The sequence below is a fragment of the Candidatus Epulonipiscium viviparus genome, assembly GCF_030708075.1.
In the GTDB taxonomy this organism is placed as follows: domain Bacteria; phylum Bacillota; class Clostridia; order Lachnospirales; family Cellulosilyticaceae; genus Epulonipiscioides; species Epulonipiscioides viviparus.
This window is the reverse complement of the sequence record NZ_CP117982.1, coordinates 2,327,401-2,342,731: the sequence shown is the minus strand read 5'-3', so window position 1 is coordinate 2,342,731 and position 15,331 is coordinate 2,327,401. Positions and strand designations below refer to the sequence as shown.

The 15,331-nt window shown below is 40.6% G+C and carries 8 protein-coding genes; 1 reads left to right on the top strand and 7 read right to left on the bottom strand.

Annotated elements, in window-relative coordinates; all coding sequences use genetic code 11:
* Positions 1 to 55 precede the first annotated feature (55 nt).
* Positions 56 to 5,431, top strand: coding sequence for a leucine-rich repeat domain-containing protein (locus PCY70_RS09730; protein ID WP_305767206.1), 5,376 nt, complete (start codon positions 56 to 58; stop codon positions 5,429 to 5,431).
* Between the two features lie 79 nt (positions 5,432 to 5,510).
* Here the strand turns inward: PCY70_RS09730 and PCY70_RS09725 are convergent, their stop codons facing one another.
* The 7 genes from PCY70_RS09725 to PCY70_RS09695 form a co-directional block, all read right to left on the bottom strand.
* Complete coding sequence (locus tag PCY70_RS09725; RefSeq protein ID WP_305767205.1) at positions 5,511 to 6,797, bottom strand: L-cysteine desulfidase family protein; 1,287 nt, start codon at positions 6,795 to 6,797, stop codon at positions 5,511 to 5,513.
* A gap of 126 nt (positions 6,798 to 6,923) precedes the next feature.
* The gene (locus PCY70_RS09720; protein ID WP_029488070.1) at positions 6,924 to 8,249 is read right to left on the bottom strand and encodes a CoA-disulfide reductase; all 1,326 of its coding nucleotides are present in this window, start codon (positions 8,247 to 8,249) and stop codon (positions 6,924 to 6,926) included.
* 15 nt (positions 8,250 to 8,264) lie between these two features.
* Positions 8,265 to 9,668 (bottom strand): cation:dicarboxylate symporter family transporter, encoded by a 1,404-nt coding sequence (locus tag PCY70_RS09715; RefSeq protein WP_305767204.1) that lies wholly within the window; start codon positions 9,666 to 9,668, stop codon positions 8,265 to 8,267.
* A 240-nt stretch (positions 9,669 to 9,908) separates the two neighbouring features.
* Complete coding sequence (argH, locus tag PCY70_RS09710) at positions 9,909 to 11,309, bottom strand: argininosuccinate lyase (RefSeq protein ID WP_029488069.1); 1,401 nt, start codon at positions 11,307 to 11,309, stop codon at positions 9,909 to 9,911.
* Positions 11,310 to 12,521, bottom strand: a complete 1,212-nt coding sequence (locus PCY70_RS09705) for an argininosuccinate synthase (protein ID WP_305767203.1) — start codon at positions 12,519 to 12,521, stop codon at positions 11,310 to 11,312.
* A 72-nt stretch (positions 12,522 to 12,593) separates the two neighbouring features.
* Positions 12,594 to 14,099 carry an alpha-L-fucosidase gene (locus tag PCY70_RS09700; protein ID WP_305767202.1) on the bottom strand — a complete coding sequence of 502 codons (1,506 nt, stop codon included), beginning with the start codon at positions 14,097 to 14,099 and terminating at the stop codon, positions 12,594 to 12,596.
* A gap of 39 nt (positions 14,100 to 14,138) precedes the next feature.
* A complete protein-coding gene (locus tag PCY70_RS09695; RefSeq protein WP_305767201.1) occupies positions 14,139 to 15,176 on the bottom strand; it encodes a uroporphyrinogen decarboxylase family protein in 1,038 nt (345 codons plus the stop codon).
* Between the last annotated feature and the right edge of the window lie 155 nt (positions 15,177 to 15,331).

The window sequence follows — 15,331 nt, the reverse complement described above, 5'->3', positions numbered from 1 at the left end:
ATCATTTTGGAATTGTCCAAACCTCGGGCGCATCGATTTTGGAGGCACTCAAGCAGTGTGGGACTCATTTGCTGCAACGACTGATCCGCACACCACGGTTGTTTGCAATGATACAGTAGAATCTCAATTTATTACAGTTGACGGAGTGATCGGTGGTGGAGTGAAATTTGCAAATGGAGTCATTGTAGATGTTGAAGATACCGTCACCTCTGCCGATATTCCTAGCCAAATTAATGGTGAAGACGTCGTCGAGATCGGTGCGGCGGCCTTCTACAATGCGAAGCTGGTAACGGACATAACATTGCCCAATACTATAACTCGCATCGGAGATAGCGCATTTACAAATTGTGAAGCACTTACCTCAATAACAATTCCAGCTTCTTTTACGACTGGTGGCGTAAAAGCATTCAACGGGTGCGACAGCCTAGAGACTATATATTTTGAAGGATCACGAGCTGAGTGGAATGACGCCGGCCTTATTGCTCCCCAAAATACTGCAATCCACTATGGAATAACCGAAAATTGGGTATCTTTACCAGGAATAGAAGGTGGCAAAATTAAGTTTGATTTCAAAACAGGTACCATTACCGATGCAGAAGAAACCATTACTTCTGCAGTCATCCCAGAATTTATCGTAGACGGCGTTATGCTCATGGATGGCTTTAACACAATTGATGTTCGAGTTAATGCTATTGCAAACGACGCTTTTAAAAATTGTACTCAACTAACGACACTAGCTCTTCCTATAGGATTGCAATCAATCGGAGAAGCTGCGTTTGTAAACACAGCGCTCGAAACCATGATTATCCCCGATTCTGTCACACAAATCGCTCCCTCAATTGTACAAGGCAACACAACAATACAAACTATTTACTATGGCGGATCTCTAGACAAGTGGAAATTATTTAATATCGATATACGAGATAATGTTGTTATAATTTCAGATAATATTGGACCAATCGATCCCAATGAGTTTGTTCGAGTACCGGGCATAGAAGGTGGCAAAATTAAGTTTAACGCTAGCACGGGCGCAATCACCGACGCAGAAAATTCCATCACTATTGCCAACATTCCTGCAGCCCTAAACGGAATAGCCGTTACTACTATCGGTCCAGAAGTATTTCAGCGCAATACAAATTTGGTGGAGCTCACCTTGCCAGATAGCATAACAACAATCGGTAAAGAGGCATTCCAATTTTGCGATGCTCTCACAAATGTTACCATCCCAGCTAGCGTTAAATCCATAGGCGATTTTGCGTTTGCAAGATCCAAAGCTTTAACAGAAATAACTTTACAATCCACCGACGCCGATATTGACCTCTCTACATTTTGGAATCCATATATCGACTCCACAATATATTTTGCGGGTACCAAAGCAGAATGGCTAGCGTTTGATACCGGGATCTCTGTAAAAACCGCAATGGCATTTGATGGTAATACAACAGCAGATGAAGAATGGAATACGCTACATCCAGTAGAAGGAATTTTAGGCGGTGGAGTCAAGTTTGATAAAGAGTCAGGCACAATCACTGCTGCGGAATCCACAATCACTGCAGCAACCATCCCGGGTCAAATCGCCGGTGTTGCAGTTACCGCAATTGGCAATTCAGCTTTTAGATGGAACTTTTCTCTCACTGAAGTTGTGCTTCCAAACACAGTAACCAAAATCGGGCATCAAGCTTTCTATGATAATAGTGACAAGCTAAAGACAATGCTTCTTCCAGACTCTATAACATCTATTGGCGAGCAAGCATTTGCGTTTTGCGACGGCCTAACCGACATCACGCTTCCAGATTCACTGCAAATTCTCGAACCCAATACATTCTACGGTTGTACCAATCTATCTAAAGTAAAATTACCATCGATGCTAGTTTCGATCGGTCTCAATGCTTTTTACAATACGGCAATCGAGGAATTAGCGATTCCGGCATCCGTCAATAAAATCAGTACGTCTTCATCTCTCGCAAACACAACATTTCCAGAGAGTATAACGACAATTTATTTTGCCGGAACCGAAGAAGCGTGGAACAACTTAAAAACCAGACTTGCAGCTACTACAACTGTGTACTTTGAACATTTAGGACCTATTGATCCAGACGATTGGATTGCAATACCTGGTGCTGTAGATGGCAAAATTAAATTTAATCCAGCAACGGGGCAAATAACAGCTGTCCAACATACAATAACATCTCTCAAAATTCCAGAAACTATCAACAACATTGCAGTCACATCGCTTGCTAACAACCTCTTCGTCGATGCCAATACACTCGAAACTGTAATTTTACCAAAAGGCATTCAAGTCGGCGCTGATGCGTTATGGGCAAACGAGATAACAGTGCATTACGCAGGTACCGCGCAAGAGTGGGTAGCCCTCAACGCCTCGCTTCCATTTGATGCTTCGATTATTTTAGAGAGCGATGGACCAGACGATCTAACATTCAGCGATGAACTTCAACCAACATATTCTGTAATGGGGCAAAATGTTAAATTTGACAAAAACACCGGAACCATCGTTTCGGCAAATCCATTAATAGCAGATGGCACCATTCCAGCAGTTGTTGACGGTATAAAAGTTACCGCTATCGGAGCATCCGCATTCCGTGGCAACAGCGCACTAACCAAGGTGACAATTCCGCAAGGTATAGAGTCCGTTGGCGCATCAGCTTTTGCTGCAAGTCCAAACTTGACCACCGCCATAATACCGCTATTAACTTCTGCTGCATCCAATATCTTTGCAGACTGCCCTTCATTAGCAACGATATATTTTGAAGGCACGCAAGCCCAATGGTCAGCGTTGGGGATCAGCATTCCATCTTCTGTACAAATAAATTATGAGCGATACCCAATTTCTGCAGATGCGTGGCGAGATGTTGCAGGCATTGTGGGTGGCTCCATAAAATTTGATGAAGACACGGGCACTATCACCGATGCTCAGGATACCATCACAACTGCCAACATTCCTGCTAAAATAAATGGGGCTACAGTATTAGAAATCGGATCGGGAGCATTCGAAAATCTCACAGCACTAACCAATGTTCGCATCCCGTATGGCGTAACCACAATTTCGGACAATGCCTTTAAAGGTACTGGGCTAGTTAGCATTGTACTTCCAGAATCCGTCACATCTGCTGCAGCAGACATTTTTGCCAACTGCGAAAACTTGGCAACTATATATTTTGGAGGAACTGAAGCTGAGTGGCTTTCGTTGGGAGTATCGTTATCTTCAAACACAATTGTAGTTTATGAGAGCCAAGGGCCTATTGATCCAGATGCGTGGCTAACAGTTGAAGGCATCGAGGGTGGTAGAATCAAAATTGATAACGGCGTAATCACAACAGCTGAGGATGGCATAACTATTGCAAATATTCCAGAAATTGTCAACGGAATACGCGTTACTGCTATCGATTCAAACGCATTTTATCAGCATGCAACGCTTGTGGAGCTCACTATCCCAGCAAGCATCACCGTAATCGAGTCTAGCGCATTTGCATCTAGTCCAAAGCTCACGAAAGTCACATTCTCAGAAGGCGTAACCGAAGTAAAATTGCGTGCCTTTGATAAGTGCGACAGTTTAGAAACTCTGATATGGCCAAAATCACTTGTTACAGTTGGCGATGCGGCATTCGACTCCACTCCAAATTTGAGCCTGATCTATTATGCAGGAACACAAGCCGAGTGGGACGCATTAGCAGTGGATATTCCAGAGAGCGTAACAGTTGTAGTAGGCAGTACTGGGCCTATCGATCCAAATGCCTGGATTGCTATCGAAGGAGTTGTAGGCGGTCAGATCAAATTTAACGAAGCAACTGGAGCGATCACAGAAGTAGAGGAGAGCGTCACCTCCGCGGTTATTCCGGAAAAAATCAACGGTGTAACTGTCGTTGCAATAGCAGATAGCGCATTCTCGAAGGCCCTACGAATTTCCAAAGTAACTTTGCCTAACACAATTACTACAATTGGCGATCGTGCATTCGAAAATTGCGGCAACTTAAAAGAGATCACGCTTCCAACCTCATTAACTTCAATTGGCGCATATGCATTCCACGACTGCGACGAATTGAGAGAACTAGACTTGCCATCTGGCATCACCAGCATTGGCGAAGCGGCATTCAAAAACTGTGCATACATTAAAACAATTTCGATTCCAGAAGGCGTTACCGAGTTAGCCAAAGATTTATTTTACAGCTGCGATAGGCTAGAAACCATCATTATCTCTGGGCCAGTTACCCAAATAGCAGACGGAGTTTTTGGCAACCTAGATAAACTAGATACGATCTTCTTTGGCAACGAGCGAAATATTTGGAATTCATTTGACATCCACGTTCCAAACGATGCCCTAGTAATTTTCCGAACTGCTGCAGCAACAACAGATCCTGATGATCCCGACGAAGTGATCGACCCAGAAGATTTAATTGGACCAGAAGCGTGGCTTACTGTTGACGGAATCGAAGGCGGAATGATTCAATTTGATTCTCAAACTGGGCAAATTTTAGCAACCGATGGGGCCATAACTAAAGCACACATTCCGGCCGAAATCAACGGTGTTGCTGTTACAAGCATCGGAAACTATGCATTCTACGATCGTTCTACACTCAAGGAGCTTAGCATTCCGGATTCGGTAACTTATATCGGAGACAATGCATTTGTTAACTGCTATTCGTTGGCAGAAGTAAACATTCCAGCAGGCGTTGAGTATATTGGTGATAGCGCGTTCTACAACTGCCGTAGCCTCACATCGATCAGTCTTCCTGAGTCTGTCACACAAATTTCATACCGCACTTTCTACGGATGCTCTCGCTTAGAATCAATCAACATTCCTGGAGTTACCGTTATTAATTCGTACGCATTTGCAGATTGTCACAGTCTCGATGATCCTGACTTACCAGAGGGCCTAACATTTATTAGTGACTTTGCCTTTGCCGAATCCCGCGGATTAACAACACTCAATATTCCGGCAAATGTAGAATCCATAGGCAACAGCGCATTCATTGGATGCTCCAATCTAGAAACATTAAATTTGAACAGCAATTTGGCAACAATTGGCACTTCTGCATTCGAAAATTGTGTAAGTCTCGAATCCGTAGATTTCCCGGCTAATATAAGTAACATTGGAAGCAATGCCTTCGCTGGATGTCTGGCATTAACAGAGGTCACGCTTCCAGAGGGGCTACCTGACATTGCAGATGGAGTATTCTCATATTGTAATAATTTAGCAACTGTCACAATTCCATCAACTGTAACATCGATCGGTGACCACGTATTTGCGGCAACGGCACTTACGCGACTAGAGCTTCCTGCAGGGCTAACATACCTAGGCTATGACGTCTTCGCGAATATTGAAGCGTTGGAAATTTCATTCTTAGGTACTGCAGCTGAATGGAATGCATTGGGCAGAGAATTGCCTGATGGTGTTACTATTACAACCAATTAAATGCTTTCCTTTTATATGCTCTCCTTCGGGAGAGTTTTTTGCATCAAAAAAGACACCCCATTAAGAGGGTGCCCTTTGTTTAAACAGTTCGTTCCACATTTAGCATAATGTCGAGAATCTCTTTATCGGTGCCATGCATACCGTATTTTCCAAGTCTTCCTATGGCAGCTATTGTAGCTTCTATATCATCTTTTAAAATTCCGGTGCGTGGTCGATAACTTTGATTTTCCATAGCCAAATGATGCGCCATGATTGCGGCGTCGAGGCTTGATGCTATTTTGGCACCGCAAGAGGCTTTTGCCCCATCGCATACAATTCCAGAAACGTTTGCCAGTGTATTTGTGATTGTCATATTAATTTGATCTAAAGTTCCATTTGATAAATATGTCATAGCCGCTCCACTAGCGCAAGACGCACTAACCACCCCGCAAAACGCACTTAGTCTTCCTATTAGCGTCTTTTGATGAATCGTAATTAAATTTGAAAAGACCAATCCGCGATAAAGTTTTTCTTGATTAATCCCCATTTCTTCTGCATACATAACGATAGGAATAGACGATGCCATACCTTGGTTTCCGCTGCCGGAATTGGTAACTACTGGTAAAGCGCTTCCGCTCATTCGTGCTTCCGACCCTGCAGCAGTATAAGCTTTAATCTTTCTATCAAGACCGCCATCTCCGTGTGATCTCAATATAACTTTACCAATACCCAGTCCGTATTTTCCAGTTAAGCCTTCTTGCGCCATTGCCATATTGTATTCAATCTGCAAGTCGAGTAGGTCCTTAACCTCTGCTATTTCAACGGTATTTGCAAATTCATATATTCTACAAACGCTTAGATTATCTCGATTAGTAAATTTCCCAAGGTATTTATTATTATCTGGCTCATAAAATAACACTTGCCCATCCTTTGTGATTTTGCTTATATGAGTATGCGCTTCTGTTATTTCTGCAGTTGCCACATGCTCGCCCTTATAGACTTCCACTATCACATGTAACAATAATGAACTATCTAGATGTAACACCGTACAAAATTTAGCATTCAAAAGTTCTTTTGTCTTTTCGATTTGCTCATCAGTAACAGAGCTAATCACCTCCAACTCTTTAGATGCATCACCCGCAATTGCGCCAATTATGGCACTGGCCTCTATCCCTGTCAAATCTCCTGTATTGGGAACTGTTACGCACATAGTATTTTTTATCATGTTTCCACTACATTTAACTACTATTTTATCTGGCATCTCTCCCAAAACTTCACGCGCTTTGGCAGCAACAAAGGCTATTGCTATTGGTTCTGTGCATCCCATTGCCGGAACTAATTCTTCTCTCAAAATACTTAAATATTCATTGTACACTTGTGTTTCCATCTTTAAATCTCCAATTACTGTTTATTTAAAAGTTCAGTCATTGCCTTTCTCTAGTCACGTGACGAATCTTTTATCCATAATATACCATCTGATTTTATGCTCTGTCAAGCCTCTATTCCAATTAATTTATTTAACTACATTGCCTACAATATTCAATACATCCCAAGTTCTAGCGAATGGTGGCGCATAACAAAAGTCCATCATTCCAAGATCGCTAGGAGTAAGCCCGGCATATATCGCAACTGCTAGTGCATTTACACGACCCACTACGCCAGATTTTCCAATGATTTGGCCGCCAAGTATAGCTTTGGTATCCTTATTATATATCAATTTTACATGTATATCAGATTGACCTGGATAGTAGCTGGTGTGATCTTTATCTGCAACCAATACCGCCGCATAATTAATTCCCAACTCCTTAGCTTCTCTCTCGTTAAGTCCTGTCTTTGCGATCTCCATGTCCAAAACTTTTAAGCAGCTAGAGCCTAGCGTTCCAGCGAATTCTACATCTTGACCTGCTAAGTTTTCTCCAATTACGCGACCTAATTTATTCGCACCAGTAGCAAGAGGTATATAAGCTTCTTCTTTTAACTTATGAGGAATCGTTGCACAGTCGCCTGCCGCATATACATCTGCAGCAGAAGTTTTGCCCTGCTTATCAACTATGATAGCACCATTTTTTGCCATTTTTATTCCTGAGTTAGCAAGAAACTGAGTTGCAGGCTTAACACCTGTCGCTATAACTACAATATCTGTATTAATTGTATCGTTTTCAGTAGTTCTCACACTTGCAATTCGCGCGCCCCTTGCCAGGATAGCTTCAACAGCGGTGTTTGTATGAATCTTAACACCTTTGCTTCTAAGCTCTCTTTCCAATATATCAGTAATTTCCTTGTCAAACGACTCTGTTAAAACTCGCTCCTCAAGTTGAAATACTTCAACATCTTTGCCCAAATGCTTCGCGGCATCTGCAACCTCTAGACCTATAAATCCTGCCCCTATTATAGTAACATGCTTTGCTTCTCGTATTTTTTTACGTAAAACTCTACCTTCTGATAAAGTTCTAAGCGTATAGGCATGCTCGATTAACGCAATCTTTGGCATAATCGTTGTAGCTCCCGTTGCAATCACCAACTTGTCATAGCTATCTTCAAAAACTTCTAATGTATATAGATTTTTTACTTGCAAAGTTTTCTTCGCTGTATTTACGCTTAAAACTTCGTGTCTTTCCTTAACATCAATTCCCGCTTCGCGATACTTTTGAGGAGTTCTCACTATCATTTCTTCTTCATTTTTAAAGAAATCTCCCACAAAATATGGCAATCCACAAGCCCCAAATGATACGTAGCTTGATTTTTCATATACTACAACTTCAGACTCTTTATCTAATCTTCTAAACTTAGCCGCCGCACTCATCCCGGCAGCAATTCCGCCAATTATAACTATTTTCATATTCAATTCTCCTTTTTAGGCCACTTCTTCAACAACTTTTTTTAAATCCATATTGTTATATGTTTCCATATTTATTTGACCCATAGTTTTATCTACAATAATAGCATTTACCATTGCACCAGAAACATTCAAAGCAGTTCTTGCCATGTCAATAAGAGGATCAACAGCAATGATCGGGCTAACCATTGGGAATAAATGTCCCAAGCCTGTTCCAGAGAGCGCAACCGAGGCAGCCATGGTAGATGTACCAGGAATTCCCGCAATTCCAAATGATCCTAACGTCACAACAATAATACTCATCATGATAAAGTTTAGATCAAGAGCGATTCCATTTAGATTCGCTATATATACTAGCAACATAGCAGGGAAAATACCCGCGCACCCTTGCATGCCTGCAGTAGTTCCAAACCCTGCAACAAAACTGGCCGTTCCATCGTTGACGCCCATTTGCTTTGTGAGTGTTTCCACTGTCATAGGCAAACATCCTACGCTAGACCTAGATGTAAACGCTAAGATGATTACTGACAAACCTTTCTTTACATACGCTTTTGGATTTATACCCATAATAGCCAATACTACCAACTGAATACAAAACATTATAGCGACAGCTATGTAGAGCGCTATGATAAACATTCCAACTTCTAAAATACTTGCCAAACCTCTTTGAGCAATAGTTTTTGCCAGCAACGCTATAACCGCATAAGGCATCCATCTAATAACGGTCATCGCAATACTCATTATAATTTTGTGTAATGCATTTATTAAATCAAAAAACGGCTTTACAACATCCATATATTTTTTGGACATTCGCTTAGCCCCAAGCCCAAAGAACGCCGAAAAGATAACCAATGCGATTATATTTGTTTCCGCCATTGCTTCGATTGGATTTGCAGGTAATAAATCTAATAGCATATCCACAACATTTGTAACTGATCTCATTTTTGCAGTACCTTCTGCTACTGCGCCACCACCCAAACCAAAGGCAACTCCAACAACTAGCCCTAACACTACAGAAATAGCAACCATTATCGTTGTTACTATTAACGTTGTTCTTACTAATTTACCAAGCTGAATACCTTCTTTCATATTGATGATTACATGAATGATAGAAACCACGATTAACGGAATAACTAACATTCTAATTAAGTCCATAAATCCATCGCCAAATAGGCTATACCATTTTGTAGTTTCTGCAACAAAGGTTACTTCCATTGGCGCATCACTAAAGCCTGACATTGCCTGAATGCCTATCCCAAGCAATAAACCTAGACCAGTGCTAATCAACATTCGTTTAGAAAAACTAATTTTTTTCTTTTGAAGTTGATTCATTACTACAAATAAAGCAATTAGCGCAACAATAAATATTAATGTCTGATATTGACTGATCATTAAAAATTGTGTAAAAAATGCTGAATTCATAAGCCCCTCCTTTTAAAAGAATTATATAGATTGACATGCTTTTTTATTATAATATAAAACATGCATAGTTGCAATATAATTATTAATAATATGTAACCAATATTATATTTTCATAAAAAGTGCGTTACAATCATATTGTTTAGATCTCAAATTTTAGCAATTCTCCCAAAAGTAACCAAATATAATTAGATCATCTTAGGAGAATCTTTGCGTACGCTATACATATTTATTAAACTTTAACTAATTTTCAACTGGTGAAATACCTCTTTCTGTTGCAAGCATTTCGCAAGCTAATTTAAGATGCGTTGAAACTGCCTCTGGTGCCGGCCCACCAAGCACGTTTCTGTCTAATACACAAGTTTTTATTGCAATGGCATCGTAGATATCGTTATCAAATATTTCTGATATTTTTTGATATTCTGACAGAGGCAACGTCTCCAATGTGTATCCGCTGTTTGTACAAATCAACACCAATTTTCCGATGATATGATGCGCATCTCTAAAAGCGACACCTTTCTTCACCAAATAATCTGCAGCATCTGTTGCGTTGGTAAAGCCGCCTGCCGCTGCGTCATACATCTGATCCTTGTTTACTGTGATGGTGCTTAGCATTTTTGTAAAAATAGGCAAAGCCATCTTAACAGTATCGAGACTATCAAACACGGCTTCCTTATCCTCTTGCATATCCTTATTATACGCCAACGGAAGCCCTTTTAATGTAGTTAGCAATGCGACAAGATTTCCATACACACGACCACTTTTGCCTCTTACTAACTCCGCAATATCAGGATTTTTCTTTTGTGGCATAATCGAGCTTCCTGTACTATAGGCGTCATCCAACTCAATAAATTTAAACTCATGCGAATTAAAGATTATTAGCTCTTCGCTAAATCGACTCAGGTGCATTGCCATATTGGCACAGGCATACAAAAAGTCTAAGCAAAAATCTCTGTCCGATACACCGTCTAAACTGTTTTGACAAACTTCCTTAAAACCTAGCAACTGCGCGGTATAATTTCTATCTAATGGATACGTCGTAGTTGCTAATGCGCCAGATCCAAGCGGCATAGAGTCTGCCATCTCACGTGCAAATTCAAAGCGCTTATAATCTCGCTTAAACATTTCAAAATAAGCTAACAAATGATGCGCAAACGAAATCGGCTGAGCCCGTTGCAAATGCGTATACCCCGGCATAAACGTGTCCTTATGCTGTTTTGCCATATCATAAATTGTTTGCAGCAGATCCAAAATCAGTTGCTTTATTTCCAGAATTTCGTCTTTTAGATACAACCTCATATCCACCGCCACTTGATCATTGCGACTGCGCCCAGTATGCAGCTTTTTGCCCACATCACCAATGCGCTCGGTTAGCAACGTCTCCAGTAGCATATGAATATCTTCGCTCTTTTGCGCAAGACTTACTTTTCCCATCTTTATGTCAAGTAGTAGCTTCTCCAGCCCTTGTTGTATCTGCTCACTCTCTTGAGGCGTAATGATCCCCTGCTTGCCCAGCATCTTCACATGAGCTATGCTCCCGGCGATATCTTGCTGATACATTCGATAATCAAACGATAGCGACGAATTAAAATGGTCGGTCATAGAATCCGTCGGCTTTGTAAACCTTCCATCCCATAGTTTCATCTATTTGCCCTCATTCTTTTGATGCATTAACGCACGTACTTTTGATGGCAACCCAAATAGCGTAATAAATCCATCGGCATCGTGATGATTATATAAGTCTCCGGTTGTAAAGCTTGCTAAATCTTCGCTATATAACGAATACTTAGATGCTGCACCCTGAGAAATAATATTTCCTTTATATAGTTTTAAAGTCACTTTTCCGGACACAAACCTTTGGGTGCTATCTACAAAAGCAGCGAGGGCGTCACGAAGCGGTGTAAACCATTTTCCATCATATATCAACCGTGAATATTCAAGCGCCACCTGCTGCTTATACTGATAAGTTTCACGATCTAGCGTTAGATGCTCTATCATCTCATGCGCATAATACAAAATCTTGCCTCCCGGAGTTTCATATACGCCTCTAGACTTCATGCCAACCACTCTATTTTCTACGATATCCTCGATTCCAATACCATGCTTTCCGCCAAGTTTATTAAGCTCTTCTATAAGTTTGGCAGGAGACAAAGCTTGGTCGTTTAGATGCGTAGGCTCACCTTTTTCGAAGGTAATCGTAATCGTCTCTGCATTTTCTGGAGCTTTTTCAGGATAAGTTCCCAACTTTAAGAGGGTATCATAATTTGGCGCATTCTCAGGGTTTTCTAAATCCAATCCCTCATGCGAAATATGCCATAGATTTAGATCACGACTATAGCTTTCCTCTTTTTTCATGGGCACTGGCAGATTTCTTTGTTGCAAATACTCGATTTCCTGATCGCGTGAAGTAATATCCCAAATTCGCCATGGAGCAATGATTTGTATATGCGGAGCCAGCGATTTTATAGCAAGTTCGAAGCGCACCTGATCATTTCCTTTGCCTGTACAACCATGACAGATAGCAACAGCATTTTCTTTGATAGCAATCTCAACTAACACTTTTGCTATTAGTGGTCGCGCGATAGATGTGCCTAGATAATAACGAGACTCATATATGGCTCCGGATTTTAGCATAGGAAAAATGTAATCTTTGGCAAATTCTTCCTTTACGTCTTCTATATACAACTTTGCGACACCCATTGCTTTTGCTCTGTCTTCAAGCCCAGTAAGTTCTTTGTCCTGACCTACATTAATACATACGGCGATAACATCATAATCGTAGTTTTCTCGAAGCCACGGAACAATAACTGATGTGTCTAATCCACCCGAAAATGCTAATACAACTTTTTCTTTCATAAAAAAAACCTCCAGTTTATTCAAATTAGATTACCTGAATAAGTATAGGAGGTTTTGTTAAAATTTCAAGGCTTAATCGAGTTCTAATTTAATTACTACCGGAGAATCAGTTTTAATTTTTGGACCAATAACTGTTAGATGCTCATCGCACAATCTATACGAACATTCATCCTGACCCAAAATCGAAACATTCTTGATAACAGCATTAAACTGGTTGCCTCTTTGTACTGCACCAAGAGTTTTGATCTGAACTATTCCATCTGCAGGCCATTTCATGGCAAAAATATACATATTCGTATCATTACACGTAAAACGGAAATCGGATGTTGTGTAGCCTTTATATTTCATGTCACTAAAATGTCCTTCTTCTGTTACGGTCGGTCCTTCACCAAACTTTCTCCAAGGATACGAACCATAAATAGCTTCCCCATTAACTGCAAGCCACTTTCCAACCTCTCGAAGGATATGCGCGTCTTCGTCTGGAATTGTTCCGTCTGCCTTAGGTCCAATATTAAGAAGCAATGAGCCGTTCTTTGCGACAACATCTACCAGAGTGGCAATGACTTCGCTAGGTGGTTTGTATTCATTGCCCACTGTATAACACCACGAATTTCGCGCAACAGACGTATCGTTTTGCCAAAAGTATGGCGAGATTCCGCTAAGCTGACCTCGTTCGATATCTTTTACAGCAGAAGTATGTGCAAAGGCATCGTTTTTATAGTTGATCGTAACTTCTTCTCCCCACTCATTTGCTCTGTTATAATAGTATGCAGCAAATTTCTTGAGATACGGCTTCATCGGTGCCACTTGTATCCACCAATCGAAATACATTATTTTCGGCTGATACTTATCTACTATTTCGCAACATCTAACCAACCAGTCTTGCATGAATAGCTCATCCATATTCACCAAATTTACCGCACCGTGCGTACGAGTTTGTTCACCATCATCTAAGTCAAACAAATCTTTGTGGGAAGGCCAATACATATCGCCATACGGAAACTCAGTGGTAACAGGATTTTCTTCCATTTCGCGCATCCAGCCCATAAACCAGTAGTGCTCCATTCGATGCGACGACGCACACAAGGTCATATCCCGTTTCTCTACCGCACTCTTTAGCAAGCCAAGAGTATCCTTCATTGGTCCCTTCTTGCTGGCACACCAATCTGAAAGCTCACTGTCATACATCTGAAATCCATCACAATGCTCGGCAACAGGCATTACAAACTTTGCTCCCGCTTGTTTAAATAACTCTGCCCATTCATCGGCATTAAATTTTTCGGCCTTAAACATTGGTACAAAATCACGATACTCAAAATCTTTACCATACACTTCTCTATGGTGCGCATAGACGCCGCTGGCACCTCCAAAATTGCGATACATAAAATTCGGATACCATTCATTTTTAAACGCAGGAACAGCATAAACTCCCCAATGGATAAATATTCCAAATTTTGCATCTCTATACCAATCTGGTACTTTGTGCTTTATAAGACTTCTCCAGTTATCCTTATGATCTCCAGCTGCAATAACCTTATCGATTTCTAACAAGCGTTCTTTCAATTCTAATACATCCATAACATCCTCCTACAAAATATTACTTTGATATTCTATTTTTTAATATTTACCATACGTTTTTGCTGTCTCTACCATCGCTTTTGCTTTATCAAAATTAAGGCACGCCGGATATTCGCATCCAGTAGCCAATACAAAGCCACCATCCTTGCCAAATATATCGATCATTTCTTTAGATTTTTCACAAACTTGCTCATCGGTTGCGGTCATAAGCCATCCCGGATCAATTGCACCCATCAGCACGACTTGGTCACCAAATTTCTCTTTTGTTTCTTCGTAAGATGAGCATCCAAAAGGAATGTGCAAAAATGAAATTAACGCTGGGTGCATTCGATTAATTTGCGCTTCGAAATAAGCACTCTGCCCGCAGTTATGCAACATCACTAAGCAGCCTCGGCTTCTAACGTATTCTGAAAGTTCTTGAATATACCCACCTTCAAACTCTTCCCACATAGCCTCGCTCATAATAGATGCAGAAGCATAAAGCGTGTCAAACATAATAGCATTTACGCCAACATCAATGAGTGCGCCACAAAATTCCTTGAGCGTTTTGGTGATCTCAATTAATGCGGGATGAATTTCTTCTGAATCGGTTATCAACTCTATAAACAAATCTTCTTGCCCACGCAACATACTCAGTATTCCGAGCGGACCAAAGACAAATCCTACAATCGGAACATCCTTGCCCTTTTGCTCAACCAAATACTTTGCCATCTCGATATGCTCACTCATTCTAGGAGTTTTGCGCGGATCCACAGCCTTAAGTGTTGCGTAATCTTCAACATCTTGGAGCAATCTATTATTATGATTTGGGCAAGCAGCCTTATCTTCAAAATACAGTAATTCTTGGCCAAAATCTGCCGCTTCTACAGATAAATCCACCAATGTACTAATGCAATCTAGATCTAGTTCTTCGGTAGTTTTTATAATAGCATCTGCACATTTTTTCCAATCTTTGGTCCACTCTTCATAATTAATTCCCAAAGTCTGCCGCGATACACTATTTACCAATGGATAAACTGGTACACGGTCTGCTTTTTTATGTTCCAATGTCGCAACAATTCTTTCCATAGAGTTCATATTTATTATCTCCTTTTCAAAATAGTTAATGCCTATATTATACCCAAAGAATTAATAAGTTATTTCCAAAAACTTTTGGAAAATTTTAAAAATTTACGTATAAAAAACAAAAAATTGACTAATATTTATCATTAAGTATATATAAATAGGAGGCA

Coding starts and splice junctions, on each gene's coding strand:
- argH (WP_029488069.1), bottom strand. CDS start 11,309: ATGAAACTATGGGATGGAAGGTTTACAAAGCCGACGGATTCTATGACC.
- PCY70_RS09725 (WP_305767205.1), bottom strand. CDS start 6,797: ATGGAAACACAAGTGTACAATGAATATTTAAGTATTTTGAGAGAAGAA.
- PCY70_RS09700 (WP_305767202.1), bottom strand. CDS start 14,099: ATGGATGTATTAGAATTGAAAGAACGCTTGTTAGAAATCGATAAGGTT.
- PCY70_RS09715 (WP_305767204.1), bottom strand. CDS start 9,668: ATGAATTCAGCATTTTTTACACAATTTTTAATGATCAGTCAATATCAG.
- PCY70_RS09705 (WP_305767203.1), bottom strand. CDS start 12,521: ATGAAAGAAAAAGTTGTATTAGCATTTTCGGGTGGATTAGACACATCA.
- PCY70_RS09695 (WP_305767201.1), bottom strand. CDS start 15,176: ATGAACTCTATGGAAAGAATTGTTGCGACATTGGAACATAAAAAAGCA.
- PCY70_RS09720 (WP_029488070.1), bottom strand. CDS start 8,249: ATGAAAATAGTTATAATTGGCGGAATTGCTGCCGGGATGAGTGCGGCG.